The 18902-nt window shown below is 40.6% G+C and carries 18 protein-coding genes; 1 reads left to right on the forward strand and 17 read right to left on the reverse strand.

All coding sequences use genetic code 11. The features are described 5' to 3' along the window. Nucleotides 1-9: 9 nt before the first annotated feature. From MKY07_RS11350 to MKY07_RS11385, 8 genes are all read right to left on the reverse strand, one after another. Nucleotides 10-1206, reverse strand: coding sequence for an acyl-CoA dehydrogenase family protein (locus MKY07_RS11350; protein ID WP_008404142.1), 1197 nt, complete (start codon nt 1204-1206; stop codon nt 10-12). A gap of 24 nt (nt 1207-1230) precedes the next feature. Further along, nucleotides 1231-1665 (reverse strand): OB-fold domain-containing protein, encoded by a 435-nt coding sequence (locus MKY07_RS11355; RefSeq protein ID WP_065215746.1) that lies wholly within the window; start codon nt 1663-1665, stop codon nt 1231-1233. An 11-nt stretch (nt 1666-1676) separates the two neighbouring features. Beyond that, nucleotides 1677-2840, reverse strand: a complete 1164-nt coding sequence (locus tag MKY07_RS11360) for a thiolase (RefSeq protein ID WP_065215745.1) — start codon at nt 2838-2840, stop codon at nt 1677-1679. Nucleotides 2841-2859: 19 nt separating this feature from the next. Next, nucleotides 2860-3273 (reverse strand): MaoC/PaaZ C-terminal domain-containing protein, encoded by a 414-nt coding sequence (locus MKY07_RS11365; protein WP_008404148.1) that lies wholly within the window; start codon nt 3271-3273, stop codon nt 2860-2862. A 28-nt stretch (nt 3274-3301) separates the two neighbouring features. Next, nucleotides 3302-3751, reverse strand: a complete 450-nt coding sequence (locus MKY07_RS11370; RefSeq protein WP_008404149.1) for a MaoC family dehydratase N-terminal domain-containing protein — start codon at nt 3749-3751, stop codon at nt 3302-3304. 4 nt (nt 3752-3755) lie between these two features. Next, nucleotides 3756-5921, reverse strand: coding sequence for an acetate--CoA ligase family protein (locus MKY07_RS11375; RefSeq protein WP_339262225.1), 2166 nt, complete (start codon nt 5919-5921; stop codon nt 3756-3758). A 286-nt stretch (nt 5922-6207) separates the two neighbouring features. Further along, a complete protein-coding gene (locus MKY07_RS11380; protein WP_339262226.1) occupies nt 6208-8229 on the reverse strand; it encodes a helix-turn-helix transcriptional regulator in 2022 nt (673 codons plus the stop codon). Nucleotides 8230-8452: 223 nt separating this feature from the next. Next, nucleotides 8453-9439, reverse strand: a complete 987-nt coding sequence (locus tag MKY07_RS11385; protein ID WP_339262228.1) for a YhdH/YhfP family quinone oxidoreductase — start codon at nt 9437-9439, stop codon at nt 8453-8455. A 102-nt stretch (nt 9440-9541) separates the two neighbouring features. On the opposite strand from MKY07_RS11385, the gene MKY07_RS11390 reads away from it, so the two are divergent. Further along, nucleotides 9542-9961 carry a MarR family transcriptional regulator gene (locus MKY07_RS11390; RefSeq protein ID WP_008404154.1) on the forward strand — a complete coding sequence of 140 codons (420 nt, stop codon included), beginning with the start codon at nt 9542-9544 and terminating at the stop codon, nt 9959-9961. A gap of 115 nt (nt 9962-10076) precedes the next feature. Here the strand turns inward: MKY07_RS11390 and MKY07_RS11395 are convergent, their stop codons facing one another. The 9 genes from MKY07_RS11395 to MKY07_RS11435 all read right to left on the reverse strand — a co-directional run bounded on the left by MKY07_RS11395 (nt 10077) and on the right by MKY07_RS11435 (nt 18885). After that, on the reverse strand, nt 10077-10898 hold the full coding sequence (locus MKY07_RS11395) for a MetQ/NlpA family ABC transporter substrate-binding protein (protein ID WP_339262230.1): 822 nt from the start codon (nt 10896-10898) through the stop codon (nt 10077-10079). Between the two features lie 10 nt (nt 10899-10908). Further along, on the reverse strand, nt 10909-11571 hold the full coding sequence (locus tag MKY07_RS11400; RefSeq protein ID WP_008404158.1) for a methionine ABC transporter permease: 663 nt from the start codon (nt 11569-11571) through the stop codon (nt 10909-10911). Beyond that, the gene (locus MKY07_RS11405) at nt 11564-12310 is read right to left on the reverse strand and encodes an ATP-binding cassette domain-containing protein (RefSeq protein ID WP_008404160.1); all 747 of its coding nucleotides are present in this window, start codon (nt 12308-12310) and stop codon (nt 11564-11566) included. Before MKY07_RS11405 ends, MKY07_RS11400 begins: the two co-directional genes overlap by 8 nt. 209 nt (nt 12311-12519) lie before the next feature. After that, nucleotides 12520-13044 (reverse strand): GNAT family protein, encoded by a 525-nt coding sequence (locus MKY07_RS11410; protein WP_008404161.1) that lies wholly within the window; start codon nt 13042-13044, stop codon nt 12520-12522. 5 nt (nt 13045-13049) lie between these two features. After that, entirely contained in the window at nt 13050-13445 is a 396-nt protein-coding gene (locus MKY07_RS11415) for an HIT family protein (RefSeq protein ID WP_339262233.1), read from the reverse strand. After that, on the reverse strand, nt 13442-13981 hold the full coding sequence (locus tag MKY07_RS11420; protein ID WP_339262235.1) for a GrpB family protein: 540 nt from the start codon (nt 13979-13981) through the stop codon (nt 13442-13444). Before MKY07_RS11420 ends, MKY07_RS11415 begins: the two co-directional genes overlap by 4 nt. A 42-nt stretch (nt 13982-14023) precedes the next feature. Further along, nucleotides 14024-14479: a hypothetical protein gene (locus MKY07_RS11425; protein WP_339262237.1), complete on the reverse strand. Its 456-nt coding sequence runs from the start codon at nt 14477-14479 to the stop codon at nt 14024-14026. 377 nt (nt 14480-14856) lie between these two features. After that, nucleotides 14857-16836, reverse strand: a complete 1980-nt coding sequence (locus MKY07_RS11430; RefSeq protein WP_339262239.1) for a hydantoinase B/oxoprolinase family protein — start codon at nt 16834-16836, stop codon at nt 14857-14859. Between the two features lie 21 nt (nt 16837-16857). Further along, nucleotides 16858-18885 carry a hydantoinase/oxoprolinase family protein gene (locus tag MKY07_RS11435; protein WP_065215733.1) on the reverse strand — a complete coding sequence of 676 codons (2028 nt, stop codon included), beginning with the start codon at nt 18883-18885 and terminating at the stop codon, nt 16858-16860. Between the last annotated feature and the right edge of the window lie 17 nt (nt 18886-18902).

An 18902-nucleotide genomic window follows, 5' to 3' on the forward strand; every position in this document is an offset into this window, starting at 1 on the left:
TCTTCTCATTTATTTGCCAATATCCTTTGGCAGGCCTAAAATGCGCTCCGCAATTGTATTTCTCTGGATTTCACTCGTACCGCCTCCGATTGTTTGACCAAAGGCATAGAGATAATTCCTTTGCCAATACGAGTCGCCATACACGGCATCCTTTTTCCATAACAGCCCTTGGTGCCCCTGAATTGAAATGGCTTCTGCGAACAGTTCTTTCGTATTTTCGCTGACTAAGAGTTTATCCATTGAGCCTTCCACTCCAGGATGACCCACTTTTAGCTGCTTAGTTAAATTGCGGTAATAGTTCAGCAAGGACCCGCGCGACTTAATATACAAATCCAGCAGTCTTTTGCGGACATCCGGCTTTTCTATTACAGGCACATGATCCTCCGTAACATTGCGGGCCAGTTCCACCAGCTCATCAAATTGCTGTTCCAATGAGAACACCTGTGCACCAATGCCCGTTCTTTCATGCATGAGCAACGCAATTGTTACACGCCATCCATCATCGACAGCACCGATAATTTCACTTTCATAGGCAACCGCATCATTCAAATAAACCTCATTGAAATCATGCTCTCCATCCATTTGAATAATTGGTCTAACCTCGACGCCCGGCTGATTCATATCCAATAAAAAACATGTAATCCCATGGTGCTTTTTCTCGCCCTTACTCGTTCGGGCTACTAAAAAGCAGCGATCTGCAAAATGGGCAAAGCTTGTCCAGATTTTCTGCCCATTTATAATCCACTTATCGCCGTCTTTCACCGCTGTCGTTTGAACAGCAGCCAAATCCGAGCCTGCGTTTGGTTCAGAATAACCTTGGCACCATACTTCCTCACCGGTAATAATTTTTGATATATATTTCTCCTGCTGTTCCTTGCTGCCAATCTGCATGAGTGTGGGACCTACCATATGTAAGCCCACATAGTTAACAAGTGGCGGTGCCTTCACACGAACCATTTCCTGATGATAAATGATTTCTTCCATCAGCGTCGCATTGCGGCCGCCTTGCTTTTCCGGCCAAGCAATCGCTGCCCATCTTCCCTCTGAAAGTTTTCTTTGCCAATTCCGTAAAAATTGGCCTAGTTCTTGTTGATTTTCCGGCATTTTAAATGTGCCATCCAGCCAGCCCTCCGGCAGATTATTTTCCAGCCATTCGCGAAGCTCCAGACGAAACTGCTCCTCCTGACTTGTGTACGAAAAGTCCATCCATATCCCTCCTTCTAAAAGAATTTAGACCAATACCCACTGTGGAATCGCACGCTCCTCAGTAGCCTCTATCCATACCATTTTTACCTTTGTTCCGATGGAAACTGTTTCTGTATTGCCATGGAGTACATTACCAATGATCTTGATGTCAGGGTATTCCTCCAATTGGACAACAGCGATCACTGTTGGTAGTTCATTTTGGAAGCCCGGTAAAAATGGTCTATTTGAAACGATATAGGTGTAGACCTCACCGGTAATTGTTGAACCTAAGTTTTCCCAGAATACATCGATGCTTCCGCAGTTTGCGCAGCTCGGTCCAGGGGGGTGATTATAATTGCTGCATGTATTGCATTTTTGCACATTCAGCTCATGTCGATCTGCCGCATCCCAGTAAGGTGCATTATAGGTGTTTTTCAAAGGAATCGGCTTTTCGTAAATTACTTTCGTCTCTTCTTTCATTGTCATTCCTCCTATTTACATAAAATCATGGCACCGGCAACATCCGGTCCTGTCCAACCTGTACAAATTGCCAGTTCTGTATCTTTTACCTGACGTTCTGTTCCCTCATATTCACGTCGAACTTGGCGGACAATTTCCAATACATTGTTCATGCCGTGTGTATAGCCTTCCGAAAGCATGCCACCCGCTGTATTTGTAGGAAGCTTGCCATCCATTCGCAAGTTTCCAGCACTTACAAAATCCCCCACTTCGCCTTTTGGTGCAAGTCCGTATGCCTCGAGCTGACGTAAAACAACCCAGCTGAAACAGTCATAAATCGATGCAACCTTAATATCCTCAGGTGAAACGCCCGCATTCTCGTATAATCGGGGCGCAACATAATCTGCTGCAACTTCATCGATATTTTTCCAGTAATGGGCGTGGGATACTACTTCTCTTGCAGCCATGCCTAAAATTTTTACAGGGACGGATTTGCAGTCTTTGGCACGCTCTGTGGAAGTTACAATAATCGCGTTTGCCTCATCCGACTCCAAACAGTAGTCATGCTTTGTAAATGGTGAACTTAAATGTGCCGTGCTCATATATTCTTCCATCGTCAATGGCTTCCCGTAAAAAAATGCTTTCGGATTCCGCTGTGCATGCTCGTAAAAGCTTGTGCAAACATGCCCTAAATGCTCCTGTGTCAAGCCGTTCAGATGCATATGGCGAGTGGCAAACAACCCGAACCATTGCCCTGGACTGCCTGCCCCATAAGGAATAATAAAACTCCCGCCATCAAAACCGTTTTGAAGGGCATCAATACTGAATCCGCCCCCACCCATGCGGACACCGGAGCGTCCATTCATCGAGCGGAAAATAAGCACGGTATTTGCCTGTCCTGTTTCAATCAAACCAATGGCCTCTGCGATTAAGAGCTCGGTACTGCTCCCCCCGCCGAACATTTCTTTCACAACTTTAGGCCGAACCCCTAAATATGTTGCCACCTGATGCGGATTACAAGAATCCATCTCCGAATAGCTCATGAACCCATCAATGTCTTTTGCTTCCAAACCTGCATCTGCTAGTGCAGCCCGTGCTGCTTCCAACGCCAATTCCAATGGGGTAACCCCGGAATTTTTCGAACGATTACTTTCGCCTACCCCAACAATGGCATATTTTTCCCTGATTTTTTCCATTCAGCCCACTCCCTCTATGTTAAAATTGGATAATGGCTTCGCCAGATCCAACAACCTCGCCTATGTCCTTTACTGCATATAATTTCAAAACAACCTCTGTCCTACCGTCAATTTTCGTTTTTTCCTTGACGATTCCTTTACACACAATTTCATCCTCCGGAACGGTCATGGCACCAAAGCGCATTTTAAAATCGGTTACTGTACCTTCATTCGATACAATTTTATTCACGTATTCTCCTAAAAAACCCATGATTAGCATTCCGTGTGCAATCACACCATTTAACCCGATTTTCTGGGCGAAAGCATCATCTGTATGCAAAGGATTAAAATCACCTGAAGCTCCTGCATATTTTACAAGCTGAACCTTTGTTACCTTTTCTTTTTTATATTCCGGCAGATTCAGCCCTTCCACTAATTGGCTAAGATCAATCATATTAATCTGTCCTTTCTGCATAAGAAATTTAATTCAGCACTAACGGGCGGTATACAATATTAGTTCGGCTTGTTACTATGTGCCCGCCGTTTTCGTCTTTTATTTCTGTATCGAATAAAATGAATTCCATCATGCCGTTTTTTCCTTCTTTTTCATATACATCTGTCACCTTCATCTGGCAGTACAGCATCTCTCCCACACGTATCGGACGAGTATAGAAAAATTGCTGTTCACCATGAAGCATTCGTCTGTAATCCAACCCTAAATCCAAAGCGTCATTTTCATTGTCGGGTGTCACGGCAACAGGAAACGTCAACGGTGCAACGATCCCTTTATGAGGTGTATTTTTGGCATATTCTTCATCCGTATAAAGCGGGTTCGCATCGCCAATCGCCTGCGCAAATTGTCTAATATGACGCTGCTCCACCTTGAAGGTAAAGGGTTTACCTGTTTTACCGATTAAATGTGCAAGCTCCATCGCTTTATCCTCCAATCAATTCCTTTTTAATACTCTCTTCAGTCACTACAAGCATGGCATCTGCAGCCTTGATTCCATTTTCATAAACAATCAGCGGATTAATATCCAATTCCTTGATTTGGTCTCTATAATCAAGCATTAACTGGGAAACTCTTAAAAGAACATCGATAATCGCTTCTTTATCTACCGCTACCTGACCCCGAGCCCCGTCCAAAATGGCCTTTGCCTGCAGTTCGTCCAATAGTGTCCCGGCATCCTGTCTGTTTAATGGTGCAATCTTGAAGGCGATATCCTTAAATACCTCAACAAAAATGCCACCTAAACCAGCCATAATAACCGGTCCGAATACTTCATCATTTTTTGCGCCGATAATCACTTCTGTCCCTTGCGGCAGCATTTCCTGTACAGAAACACCATTTAAAACAGCAGCAGGATTGTAGTTCCTTGCATTTTTCATAATTTCCATGAATGCTTCCTTCACTTCTTCTTCAGAAGAGACATTTAAACGAATTGCATCTGCCTCTGTTTTGTGAGGGATTTGCTGCGAATCGATTTTCAGCACAACCGGAAACCCAATCTGCAATGCTCTTTCCACAGCTTCTTCCGCAGAAAGTGTTACATAGCGCTTAGTGATTGGAATTCCATACCTCGCTAGAACTTCACTCGCCTCTGACTCACTTAAAACAGCACCTGGTGTTAACAAATCATCAATATTCTCATGTTCATAACGTTCTTCCATCCCATCTGTTTGAACGGTATTTAAAAACTGACTGTATTCTACTAATTGTGATAATGCCCGCACCGGGTTTAATGCGCCTGATACTACCGCTATTTCATTTTCAATTAAGATCGGAGTCGTTTGTGGGTATGTGATCTCTCCTAATGGGAACGGGAAAAAACCAATAAATTTTTCACTGTTTTTGGCGACGGTTATAAACTCTTTGAAATACTCGTTATGCTCATCCCAGCTATGCGGAAACTCTGTCAGCAGGATGTTATCAACCTCAGTACTATTCACAAGCACCTTTAGGGTATCCAGGAAAAATTCCGGATTTGTGAAAGAGGCTGCGGCAGTCAAGTCAATTGGGTTCGTAACACTTGCGTAATCCGGTAAAGTCTTGCGCATTTCCGCCATTGTCTCATCAGAAAGTCTGACAATATTCAATCCATATGCCTCACAGCGATCCGCTTCATTAATGCCCCGGCCGCCCGAGCTTGTAATAATCGCCGTGTTTTTGCCCTTTGGCAATCGATTTGGATTAAACAATTTTGAAAAGGCAATGACATCCTCTGCATCTTCTACACGAATAATGCCGTGCTGCCTGAAAAACGCATCGTAGATTTTATCCGATCCAGCGAGTGCTCCCGTATGAGAGGCAGCTGCTCTGCTCCCGGCATCACTACGCCCGGTTTTCATTAATACAATCGGCTTTTTCTTTTCCAAAGCCTTACGTGCTGCCTGTTTCAGCTTTTCAGGGTTTTTTGCTCCTTCGATATAGCCGCTGATCACTTCAATCTCATCATCATGAACCATATAGTCGATATAATCTTCCATTGTTGTATCCATTTCATTTCCGCTGCTTATAAAATAGTTGAAGTTGATGCCATACTGGGCTGCTGCCATATATGTTAAAACACCGAATGCACCGCTCTGTGACACATAGCCAACTCCTCGCTTACCACTCATTGGAACGTCTAACACAGAAGATGAGAAGGTGCCGATTAAACCATTCGATGTATTGACTAAACCGACACAGTTTGGACCCAGCAATCGAATATTATTTAATTTGGCATATTCCGCCAACTCCAGCTGTAGTTTCTTTCCTTCTTCACCAGCCTCCGAAAAACCGGAAGCAAAAATAATCGCAGCTTTTACCTTTTTTTCTGCGCAGGCGATTAGACCATTTTTAATCTGATCGTAGGCTACACAGAAAATAACGAGATCAATAGAATTCGGGACATCTGTCAATGACGGGTAGCTTTTCAGGCCCGAAATTTGCTCCGCTTTCGGATGGATCGGATAGATTTCTCCCTGAAATTTACCGTCAATCAGTGCCTGGAGCTGAATGTTGCCGATTTTGTACTTATTCTCTGATGCGCCTAAAATCGCGACCGATTCAGGATAAAGTAATGGCCTAATGGATTCATAGCTTTCTACATTTCGAGTCATTTGCATTCCTCCTAAAATGTTTTTAGATGATTCATCTATGAACCCATCATACATTTCCTTATTTATTTACACTGAAAATTCTAACTAGTAAATTAATAGAGTTATTATGTTGTCAATATACTGGAATAATTCATTTAAAGCCTTGTAACTGCTGCTATTTGAATAGGGTGGAAAAAATCTTACGTTCATACTAACCCCGACTTTCATTCAATATAATCTCGACTTCGTATCTATGTAAGCGCATTCATATAATGTAGAGACAAAAATAAAAAGCCTCCGAATAATTTCAGAAGCTTTGGTCAAATCGCTCTAGCCATTCCCATATTTTCTTTTGAATTTTAGAGGAACCTACAACAAGCCCTCTCTCGATTTTATTTAAATACGAAGCAGAAACTTCAATTTCCTCCGCGATATTCGTTAATGTAAGTTTATGATTCCTGCGTACTCGATTCATACGCTGGATGAGCTCTGCCTGGAGACTGCTCTGCATATCCTTACTAGCCGCAACAGACTTGGCGGGCTTCTTCACTCTCTCAATCGACCGGTAATGTTCTTTTATTTCAGGAGAAGGATCGATAACGATGGAAGTATTTAGCCAATATTTGGCCCAGCCCTTTCCTTCCGCTCTATTTTCATCCCAGTTGATATAGTACCAGTCGGCAATAATTTTATCCTCCACTAATTTATCCAGCGCCTTTTCAAACCGCTCCCTTGTTCTGATTGGCAGACGATTATTTAGCCCATGCCCGCAAACTTCCAATAGCGTATTCACTTTGTTTAATTGCTGGTAGTCCCCTTTATATGCCTGTGTCCTCCATCTCCAGCTTAAATAGCGGCATAATTTTTTCTCAAGGTTAAATCGTGCCGGATGATAGTGCATTGCTTTTAACGGAAGTAATGCCATCTGCCGCTTGGACGAGACTAAATATTTCGCGAATACTTTATCGACCGTAAATGTTATGGACTTACCGCAAGTCTCCTCATTCACTTCATATTCCTCACCGTTTGCATTTTTGAATAAAAAGGTCCTGCCTTGGACTTCTACCTGAATTGGCTTGTTATTTTTGTACATCACGGTTTTATCAATGGTTAGCCACAGACTTTGAATCACCTTTAAGGAATGGATGACCTGTTCCCTCTGTTTTGTTTCAAAGCCTCCACGCCGCCCGTCTCCATTGAGTTTAGGCCGGAGCCCCCTCATTGTTAAAATATCCCTTAATTCAATTTCAACAATATCGTCGAGATTTTTAGCCAACTGTAAATAAAGATGACAAAGAATATCCAGCACATCCACATCGATAATGGACATTTGCCGGACTATATTTGATGCAAATTGTTGCATATTTTCATAAGCAGAATTAAAGTTCCGGTTTTCCTTAATAAACGGAATGATTTGAAGATTCCCGCTCGTATTTCCCTTCTCAAAAATATATTTTGGCCAAATACCTTCATCACCAATCACAAATTTCTTTTTATAAATCGCTTCTCTCACTACATGATAGGCTACATTATTCAGAACATTTGCATAGTTTGACATGTATTTCGGTTGAAGTGCATCACTGCCTGCCCCACCATTTTCAGGCTGTTCGATAACACTACCAAGTTGTAAAGAGGCGGAAACATTATTATTTATTTCATTGATCAGTCTTCTTTGCCATTCTTTAAGATAATGATCGACATTATGACTGAACTTCCTAATAAATGATTTATTAGTTGCCAGATTAAAGCGCAGTAATTCAAAAAATTTCATATTTAACTCTTCTATCGTCAATTCTTTGATACCTCTGATTCCGTCCAGCAGAATCATTTCCTCTAAAATAAAGATTTTTAATTGATTCTGGAGCCAAATATAAAAATTATCCCACGTATCCTCTTTACCTATAAATGTTTCATTCTGTATAATTGCCTTCGTTTCCTCAATAGAATTCTCTAGCAATTGATCGTTATTTAAAATTGCATTACTTCCATGAGTGCTATGGGCTACAATATAAAAGTTAATGGAAATCGCCATCTTTTCAATTATTCTTTTTCGCAGCTGTAACCGAATCTTGTAATATAACTCCTTATTTCTAGCATACTCCTTCTCATCAATAATATAACTTGGAGTATTTGTATTACCTTCATCCTGTTCCAGATCAACAATGGAGCCCTCCTCAATATGTCTGTCGAAAAAGAGACTGTAATTCATTTTTTCAATAGGAGCATCATTGACCGAAAGAACATAAAAATTTTTTATTCTGTGCTTTTCTTCCTCCATTGTACGTTCCAAATATACCTGCGTAGATTCATTAGTTATATAATTAAACATAGCACCCTCCCACCGTACAAAGAAAAAGTAGTATAATTAAGAATATTTTCATCATAATGCAAGAATTTTCTTAATATTCATATTTATTATACATGACTTTGTGGATTTTTTGACTTATTCTATATATTTTAAGGGATTTGTTATTCTTGATTGGTAGATGTCTAGAATATAAAAAAGCGCTTCTCTTTCATGGAAGAAAAGCACTCATTTTTTGATACGCTATTTAATTTTTAATAATTGTTCTTCCTAAATGCTGACCCTTTTTAATTGCTTCAATCGTGTGAGGTACTTCTTCAAGTGAAATTTCACTTATTAGAGTAGTTTGAGCAATATTCCATTCATTCGCTATTTTATTCCAAACATAACCTCGATCTTTAATTGGCACATTTACTGAATCAATTCCTAAAAGGTTAATTCCTCTAAGAATGAACGGCAGTACTGTCGATGTTAGTTTGATCCCGCCAGCATTTCCGCACATACTCATACTTCCGCCATAAGAAATTTGAGGGATTACTACAGAAGCAATTTCTCCTCCAACAGTATCTAGGACAAAATCAAACTTTTGCTTATTTAACGGTTTATTGAGTTCTCCTAATTCGTCTGCAAAAATGACATCAGTAGCTCCTAAAGATTTTGCTACGTCAATCTGATTTTCTTTCCGAACTAACGCAGCAATATTTTTGTAACCAATTTTTGATAAAATTTGCACAGCTATACTACCTACTCCGCCAGTTGAACCAGTGACCAGAATCCTCGGATCTTTGTTTAAATCCATCCCCTTCTCCTCTAATGCCATGATAGAAAGGGCAGCCGTAAATCCGGCTGTTCCAAAAACCATCGCATCTTTTAAAGATAAATTGTCCGGTAAAGGAACAATCCAATCTGCCGGAACTCTGGCATATTCCGCAAAACCTCCTGTATGGCTCATGCCCATAGCAAAACCTGTCACAATTACTTTCTGTCCTTCTGTATAGCGATTATCTGTTGAATGAACAATCGTTCCGCTTAAATCTATTCCAGGGATAAGCGGATAATTCCGGATAACGCCTCCATTTTTTTGAACAGCTAACATATCTTTATAGTTTATTGAAGAATAGGAAACCTTAATTAAAACTTCGCCATCTGAAAGACTGTCGAGATTAACATTCTCCAAACCGTAAATCACCTGATCTTGTTCTTCTTTTACAATAATTGCCTTGAATTGATCCATAACAATCTGCCCCCTTCTGCAACAAAACATTTCTATACCAAAAATGTTTTATTACAAAAACTTACATGATATGATAGGTAATGTCAATATGGGGGAGATAAAATGGAATTAAAAGATTGCATGAATTTTTTGCTGAGCGCCAGTCAGAATAAGGTTTTTAAATATTTCAGCAAACTTTTGGAGGATTATGGCGTAACACCTGCCCAATATGGTGTGCTGAATTGTTTGTGGAGAGAAGGGCAATTATCGCCTAAACAAATTGGTGAAATGGTATATTTAGAAGCCCCTACTGTCTCGGGGATCTTAGATAAAATGCAAAAAGCCGGACTAATAGAACGTTCAATCGATCCAAACAACCGTAGAAATGTTTTAGTAATGGCGACTCAAAAATCGGAAGAAATCAGAGATGAAGTGGAAGCTGCAACAATTGTGTTGAATAATCAAGTTCTCGAAAACTTGACAGATAGCGATACAGAAGTGCTGAAAAGGGCATTGGAAATAATAATTAAGTCTGATTTTTAATTATAGATACAATTTTCATCGGGTAATCGCTTAATGTGCCCGACAGATTAATCCAACCAATAAAAACACCGAAACGCAAAATCTAACCGCGTCTCGGTGTTTTCAGGTTATTCATCTATTCGAACGCAGGAGTAGCCGTTTCGTCGTAGTTTTCTTGCAGGAAATTACGCACTTCTTCACTCGTCATCGCTTCCGCAAGCTTTTTGATTGCTTCGTCGTCTTTGTTGTCTTCACGCGCAACTAAAGTAATGGCAAAGTCGTTTTCTACACCTTCAGTTAACAGTGCATCACTTTTCGGCGTTAAGCCAAGTGGTGCCGCATAGGCAGGTGTCATAACAACCGCATCCGCATCATCGTACATACGTGCTAGCATTAACAGGTCAACTTCTTTAAACTGAAGATTTTTCGGGTTGTCCTCGATGCTTGCTAATGTGTAATACACATCCGTTTTTTCCTTTAATGTGATTACACCATGCTGGGCAAGCAGCATTAACGAACGGTCAACGTTTGAAATATCGTTGGCAATCGCAACAGTTGCCCCATCCGGCAACTCTTCGATTGTATCATAATTTTTTGCATACACACCGTAATTGGCAAAGTAAATTGGCTGGATCGGCACTAAATTCGCATCATTGTTCCGATTAAATTCCTCCATATACGGCACGTGCTGGAAGAAGTTTGCATCAACTTCCTTTGCAGCTAGTGCACTATTTGGCTGTACATTATCGCCTAATACGACAATTTCCAGATCAATGCCCTGCTCTTCTAATTTAGGCTCGACTAGCTCCAGAATATCTGTCATCGGTGAAATTAATGAGGCAACTTTTAATGTTGTCTCTTCCTTTTCTGCTTCTTTATTCGTTTCTTTTTCTTCATTCTGTCCGCAGCCAACTAAAGCTAATACTGCCGCCACACTTAACATCCATCTTTTTTTCACAATCATTCTCCTATCTTTTGTCCAACCATCTTGCTGCAGCCGTACCAATCATTTGAATGAGCTGCACCAAAATAATCATAATGAAAATCATGTAAAGCATTAGATCTGTCTTGAATTGCTGATACCCGTAGCGAATTGCAAAGTCACCGATACCGCCGCCCCCGACAACACCCATAATTGTGGAATACGAAATAAAACTGACTATTGAAGTCGTCAGGCCGAGCACTAGTCCTGAACGCGCTTCCACAAAAAGAAAACTAAAAATAATACGTCGAACCGAAGCCCCCATTGAAACAGCAGCCTCAATTACACCTTTTGGCACATCAAGCAGTGACTGTTCGACAAGCCTTGCATAATGGGCAATGGCAATAATCGATAACGGAACTGTTGCCGCAACCGTACCGATTGCCGTACCGACAATGAGCCTTGTAAAGGGAATCAAGAATACGACTAGCAGCAGGAATGGAAACGAACGGATCGTATTCACCGCTAAGTTTAGTATGTTGTAAACGACACGGTTTTCAAGCAACTTTTCTTTCCCGCAAAGAAATAAATATGTACCGATTGGTAATCCGATTAATACGGCAGCTACAATTGACACACCGACCATGAAAAACGTTTCACTGATGGCCCGCCAAATTTCGGCTTCATATTGACGCAATACATCAGGCATGTCCGATTCCACCTTTCACGAGCTGATCGACGAAGCTTTGCGGATGATGGCTCGTATCAATTATGCCATTAGGTGTTAACTCAACTGTTTCGTATATTTGCCCTGCATCCAGTACAGTAGCCCGATGGCAAATACTTTTAACGACTTCAAGCTCATGACTGACAAGCACAATCGTCACACCAAGCTCCTTATTAACCTTCTGTAAAACACGCAATATTTCCGCAGAGGTGTTTGCATCGAGCGCAGAGGTTGGCTCATCACAGAGCAGGACTGCAGTTTCATTCGCAAGTGCTCTTGCAATCGCCACACGCTGCTTTTGCCCGCCGCTCAGCTGGGCCGGATATTGACCTGCAAACTGTTCAAGCCCGACAAATTTTAGGCATTCGATAACACGTGCTTTCCGCAGCTTTTTCGGATAGTTTGCCAGGACAAGTGCAATTTCTACATTATCATGGACGGTTTTATTTGCGACAAGGTGAAAATGTTGGAAGATCATCCCGATTGATTTTCTCGCTTCTCGAAGTTCAGCATTTTTTAAAGCTGTTAGTTGCTGGCCATTGATGAAAATATTGCCGCTGTCCGGTACTTCCAGCAAATTCATCAAACGCAATAACGTCGATTTCCCTGCACCGCTTGCCCCGATCAAACCATGAATTTCCCCTTTAGCAACCGTTAATGTCACATCTTGAACGGCCATGAAAGAGCCAAACTTTCTTGTAACTTGCTGTAATTGAATCACCTGTAAAAACACCTCCACTGCATACCCAATCGATTTCTAATTATAGTAGAAATTGCATCAGCTACCAAGAGAAATGTTTAATGTAAAAAATACCAGGTTCCTTAAATTTGCAAGTTATCGATTATGTACAATCCATACAATAAAAAAGACTGCCGCAAAGTCAGAATTTATTTCTAACTTCCCGAACAGCCGATTAGTATGATTAAAACTTAATAAGGGACTTCATCTAATTTAATTGGTGTTGTTTTTTTGTCCTTCCAATCATCATAGATAGAAGCATATAAAACAGTATCTGAGATTGATCCGTCTTCATTTTCCCATGCATTTCGTAAATAGCCTTCTTTTACGAAGCCTGCCTTTGTAAAACATTTTCTCATCGCTAAATTATCTGCTCTTGTATACCCTTCAATTCGGATCTTACCTTTTTCACCATACAAATAATCTTGTAGCCAACTTAACGATTTTTGACCGATGCCTATTCCTCTTGCTTCTTCCGTTAACCTAAGATCAAACAATGGAATTGTATCTTCAATGTCATCGATTATTATTATTCCAACTTTTTGTTCTTTTTCAATAATCCAAAACGTTTCTTTTCCCTCAGAGTAATAGCCTTTGTCAATCGCTCTTTTTATCGCTGCCGGATCTAACTGAATCTTCGCATGAAAAGGCCAATGATTGGAACATAGTAAATCAATCAGTTCTTCATTTTCCAATTTATATTTCTTAATTTCCAAAACAATCACTCCCTTTCAAATTGAAGCAGTTTCACAAGTTCTGAAATCGAAATAGGATGGTAGTTGACCTCCTGGTATGTCCAAAAGTCATCCCCTTTATATCGTGGAACTATATGTATATGAAAATGTGTACCCTCATCCATAATCGCGCCGTTATTTTGAATAATGGTTAGCCCGTCTACCGGAAAGTGCGTTTCATATACATTTATAATCTGTTTCTGCAGTTTAAATAGTTCCATTAATGCTGAATCAGAAAGCTCGCGGATATCCATAAAATGTTGTTTTGATATAATTAATAAGTGACCGGACTGAATCGGATCGATATCTAAAACTACTTTAAAATTATCGGTTTGGATTAGTATTTGTTTCGTTTCTATCCCCTCACAGAAAATACAAGTCATAAAATCCCCTCATTCATTTTCTTAAATATCGACTGCACAAATTGTTCTTTATAGGTTGTGTAATCTGCAATTCCTTGCATATCTGTTGAGAAAAATCCATTTTTAAGCGCTTCGTATTCTTTCTTTACCGCTTCATTTGCATTCAAATAATCTCTAAAAAAGCGCATTTGATGCCACTTTTCCTTATTGAATTCTACAAGATGGATGAAATGAGTTTTCGTTTCAAATGAAGCATCTGTAAATTTTGCGCAAATAATTTCATCAGGTCTTTCAACTTGTAAGCGATAAAAACCAGCTTCCTTGAGTCCCATGAAAAAGGCTTTATCCAGCAAGTTAAAATTTTCAACACCTATTACAATATCAATTACCGGCTTTGCCGAAATCCCTTCAATAGATGTGCTACCGATATGTTCAATCTGATACGACTGTAAATTCGTGTGCTCCATGATTTTTTTCTTCGTGTCAGCAAATTCCCTTTTCCAGCCGGCTTCATACGGCACAAGTACAACTTCATTCTTTTTTAATCCGAGTTTCATCAAATCCAATCCTTTCGAACCAATTTTGGGGAGAATTTTTCCTTACTGATGCCATTCAAATAGTAAAATGCGATTTTCGGTTTGCTGATAAATTGCCGTGAATGTATCTGACTGACCATTTTCTGATTGTTGGAAGTAGAAATCGCCAGGTTCTACTTTAGTGGAGTATGCTTCAATCGTAATTTTGAATTCTTCATCTTGCTGGATTTTATACATATTTTGACCTCGGCTTATAAAATGGGAAACGGGTCGATTTGCCTCTATTAAATTACCCTCTGTCACTTTTATAAAATCATGAAGTTGTTCAGGGTTAACCTTGCTATCATACAGTAATTCCGTTACCCATTCCCCATCTCCACGAGCGGGATATTTTGTTGACCACACATTGATAATTTCATTTGGAACCGGTAACTCTACACCCCAGCGTTCTTTATAATGAGCCGTAATTTCTTCTGGTGTTGTCGATAACCTGTAGAGGGAAATAAAGAGAAGTAACATGACAGTAAATACAATTAAAAAGAGAATAAATTTTTTTATAGAATCTCCTCCTGCTAGTACGATTTATCTGTCAATCATATATAAATTATTCAACTGTCAATTTAACATATACTTCACGGTGTCTGAATTTCTTATCTTGGCAAAATAAACATACAAGCGGATTACCAATGATGTGCACTTCATATATACCTCTACTTCGTACCATTTCATAACACCTCTCATACCATTTTGGTTATCATTACCAAATATTAATACATCTATATTATAAAGTCAGCAAAATTCCGATTCTTTCTTAAAGCCTCAAGTTTAAAGCTCAAACCTAAAATAAAAACCCTATGCAGAGTTAATCCTGCATAGGATTTCGCAAGCTCCGTTTCTTATGCCCAAAAAACAAGTGAACGTTTTTTCATCTCTTCTCTGTATTGCATAGTTGATATCGGTAAAACTTTATTCGTTTTATAATCCATAATTACACCATGGCGGCGAACGACATCCATTTGATTAATCACGCCTGCATTGTACAGGCCTTCAACCTCATGAGAATCCATTTCCAACCATTGACACCGGTTATTACGGATATATTCACGCTCTTTTAATGTTGCTTCGTAATCCACTTCAAACGCATCAATATCCCGGTCGATTTCATAAATAATTACGCCGTAATCAAGCTTTGCACGCTCTATCGATACATATTCATCAATCACATCTTCCAAAACTGCATGAATATCGCGTTCTAACGGGTCGCCTAAGCCGCCCCCACCTGCAGATGGTCGTGTAAATGAATCACCCTTTTTCACTTCTACATTGGAGAAAATCGTCCCTAAAAACTCTTCATCTTCTGTATTCGGATTAAGAATAGCCCCTTGTGGAATAGAAGGTAATCCCCCTTTGATGCCCCATGTAATCGAGCGGGAGCGGTCACAACAATAGGACATAACCGTATTATTGGTATCTGTTAAAATACCGCCCTTTTCAACACCGCAGCCACCGCGGTATTTACCCGGTCCTGCAGAATCGGTAATGATTTGATGCTTCGTCGTAATGACCGGTGACAACCGTTCCTGACCTTCACATGGCTGAACACTTAACCCTACACCGAAAACCGGAGAAGTTGTATTTGCGCCATCTCGGTCAATACGACCGCCATGACCGCCTGCCATCCAGTCGTACCACATAAAGTACTCACTGCCATTTTGCCGTTTATCATAACCGCCAATTAATAAATACTCCAAGTTAAAGGAACAAGCAATAGCACGTTCCGGCATAATGTTTGACCATAATTCAAAGCACGCATTCATGATTTTTTCAAAGGACCCGGAACAGTAACCCGATACCGCCACTGGACTCGGTGCATTGACTACCGTATTTTCAGGAAGATATGTTTTTACGACACGATAGAAGCCCGAGTTTAGCGGAATGTCCGGGAAAAATGTCTTTGTCCCTGCATAAGTTCCCGAAAGTGCCGAACCAAAACCGGCATTTAAGAAGCAGCTGATGTACGGGTGGGATCCGCTTAAATCATATAAAATCTCATCGTCCGTAATTGTCATTTTCACACGGATCGGAATTAGACCATCCCCAAGCTGCGGATCCATATCAATATAATCCACGGTTTCCCATTCCCCCTTAGGCAAAGCCGCGATTTTTGCTTTCATTAAGCGCTCCACATAATTTTGTACTTCATCGAAAGCTAGTAAAACCGTATCAATCCCGTACTTGTCAATCATCTCATTTAATTGCTTTTCGCCAACTTTTGCGGCTTCCACTTGTGAACGTAAATCTCCAATCCGTTCTTCCGGAATCCGCATATTTTTTACGATAATATTGACGATATCTTTTAAGTACTGGCCTTTACTGTATATCCGTACAGGCGGAATGCGCAATCCTTCGCCGAAATGTTCTTTCGCTGTAATATCGAAAGATCCAGGGTTTGAACCACCGACATCTGCCCAGTGCCCGTTCGTTTGCATGAGAGCAATAAGTTTTTCTCCATGGAATACAGGTAAAACGACTCGGACATCACTAAAATGTGTCCCGCCACGATAAGGATCATTTACTAAAAAAACGTCACCAGGATGAATGTCATCTGCGAAATCTTCCAAAACAGCCTTCGCCGTCAAATGCAATGTTCCTACATGAACTGAAATATCCTGCGTCCCTTGCATGACCGTGTTTCCCTCGGCATCACATAGTGCACAACTAAAATCACGGTTATATATCACAAATGAATAACATGTACGTAACATTTGCTCTGCCATTTGATCAACCAGATTGACAAACCCGTTTTTTAACACTTCAAATGTTACGGGATCTAGATTTTGCACTTTATTATGTTCTGCTAATTTCATCGTACTCATAGAATTCATCCTCCTTATCGTTTATTCGTTCACCGTAATAATGATATTTTTATAGACATCTACTTCCGCCGTAAATCCTGGTGGGATGACTGTCGTCGTATCTAACTGATCTACGATTGCCGGACCTTGTATTTGTGTGTAGACCGGAATTTTATCGCGGTGATACACTTTCGTATCTACAAATTTCCCTTCGAAATAAACAGGGCGTGTTTCTTTATAAGCATCTTCAATCGTTCCTTCTGGTTCATATTGCAGAAATTCCGGTTTTGGCACAGTTCCAATGGCTGTTACACGCAAACCGTAAATTTCGACCGCCTGTTCAGGATCGGAGAAAGCAAATTCACGTTCATGTTCCTTATGGAAAGCAGCCAGTACATCTTCTAATGAAGTTAATTCATCCGGAACAACTACAGCCAATGAACGCCATTGCCCCTTATAGCGAAGATCAATATAGTTCATCAATGTAGAAGTCTCTTCGGAAATCCCCTCTTCTTCCAGCAGTGCTTTTGCCTCAGTTCGCAAATCGCTGAACTGGTCAGTTAGCTCTTCAACAGACACATCTGTCACTTTTTTCACGTACGTTTTTGAAATATCATGGCGCACATCAACAAGCAGACAGCCCATTGCAGCAGCCACGCCCGGATGTGTCGGAATAATTATTTTCGGGATATTTAAATCTTTTGCTAAATAAGCTCCGTGTAATGGTCCTGCCCCACCAAACGCTACGAGAGCAAAATCACGCGGGTCATAACCACGACGTACCGAAATTAATCGAACTGCATCGCTCATATTGGCATTGGCCACTTGGATAATCGCATTCGCCGCTTCTTCAACAGTCTGGTCAAATTCATCCGCAATGGACTTAACTGCCTTAATTGCTGCAGATTTATCCAATTGCATTGTGCCATCCAGTAAATTTACACCTAAACGGCCTAACACTAAATTCGCATCCGAGTTAGTTGGCGATATTCCTCCACGACCATAACAAGCAGGGCCCGGTGCAGCACCGGCACTTTGTGGACCATTACGCAAAGATCCCCCTTCATCCTTCCATGCAAGGCTCCCCCCACCTGCTCCAATCGTTAAAATCTCTATACTCGGGAACCCAATTGGATAACCATATTCAATCGACCAGTCTTTTGTAATACGAATATCACCCTCGAACATAAGGGAGATGTCGGTACTCGTTCCGCCCATATCCAAACCGATTGCATTATCAAATCCGCATAATTTAGCAATATGTTTACTTGCAATCGCTCCAGCAGCAATCCCGGAGCTAGCTAACCTGGCAGCATAACGAGGAACCGTACTGGACGTCATTACCCCGCCTCCTGAATGCAAAACTAAAATTTCCTCTTCGTAGCCTTTTTTCTGCATTTCATCGCTCAATTTACTAATATATTTACTCATAATCGGTCCTAGAACGGCATTAATAATTGTCGTGCTCATCCGTTCATGTTCAAAAATTTCCGGCAGTACCTCGCTGGATATACAAACATAGACATCTGGCAGTTCCTCTTTTAAAATTTCTTTTACTTTTGCTTCATTTTCTCCATTTACATAGGCATTAATAAAACAGACGGCAATAGATTCGGTATTTCTGCGTTTCAGCTTTCTTGCTAATGCTCGAATTTCGTCCTCCTGAATTGCTTCTAAAATATTCCCTTCATAATCCGTCCGTTCTGTAACCTCAAATCGATCACGTCTTTGAATATAAGGCTTTGCTGTATCTTTATACGTATCCCATATGTCTTCTTTCGTACCACGGCGAATTTCAGTTACATCTCGAAAGCCTTTTGTTGTGATCAGTGCTGTTTTCGGGAGCTTTCGTTCAATCAGCGCATTTGTGCCTACTGTTGTGCCATGAGAGAATATTTTTATATCCTTCCCATTTAGTCCAGCCTTCTCAATCCCATTAATAATGCCTTCTTCTGGGTTAGATGGTGTAGAAGATGTTTTCGTTACAAACACTTCTCCTGTATTTTCGTTGAATACAAAAACATCTGTAAAAGTTCCACCAACATCAATAGCTAAACGAGTATGTGTCATAGAGATACCTTCTTTCA

Origin of the sequence: Solibacillus sp. FSL W7-1472, from assembly GCF_037969775.1 — a bacterium.
GTDB classification, from domain to species: domain Bacteria; phylum Bacillota; class Bacilli; order Bacillales_A; family Planococcaceae; genus Solibacillus; species Solibacillus silvestris.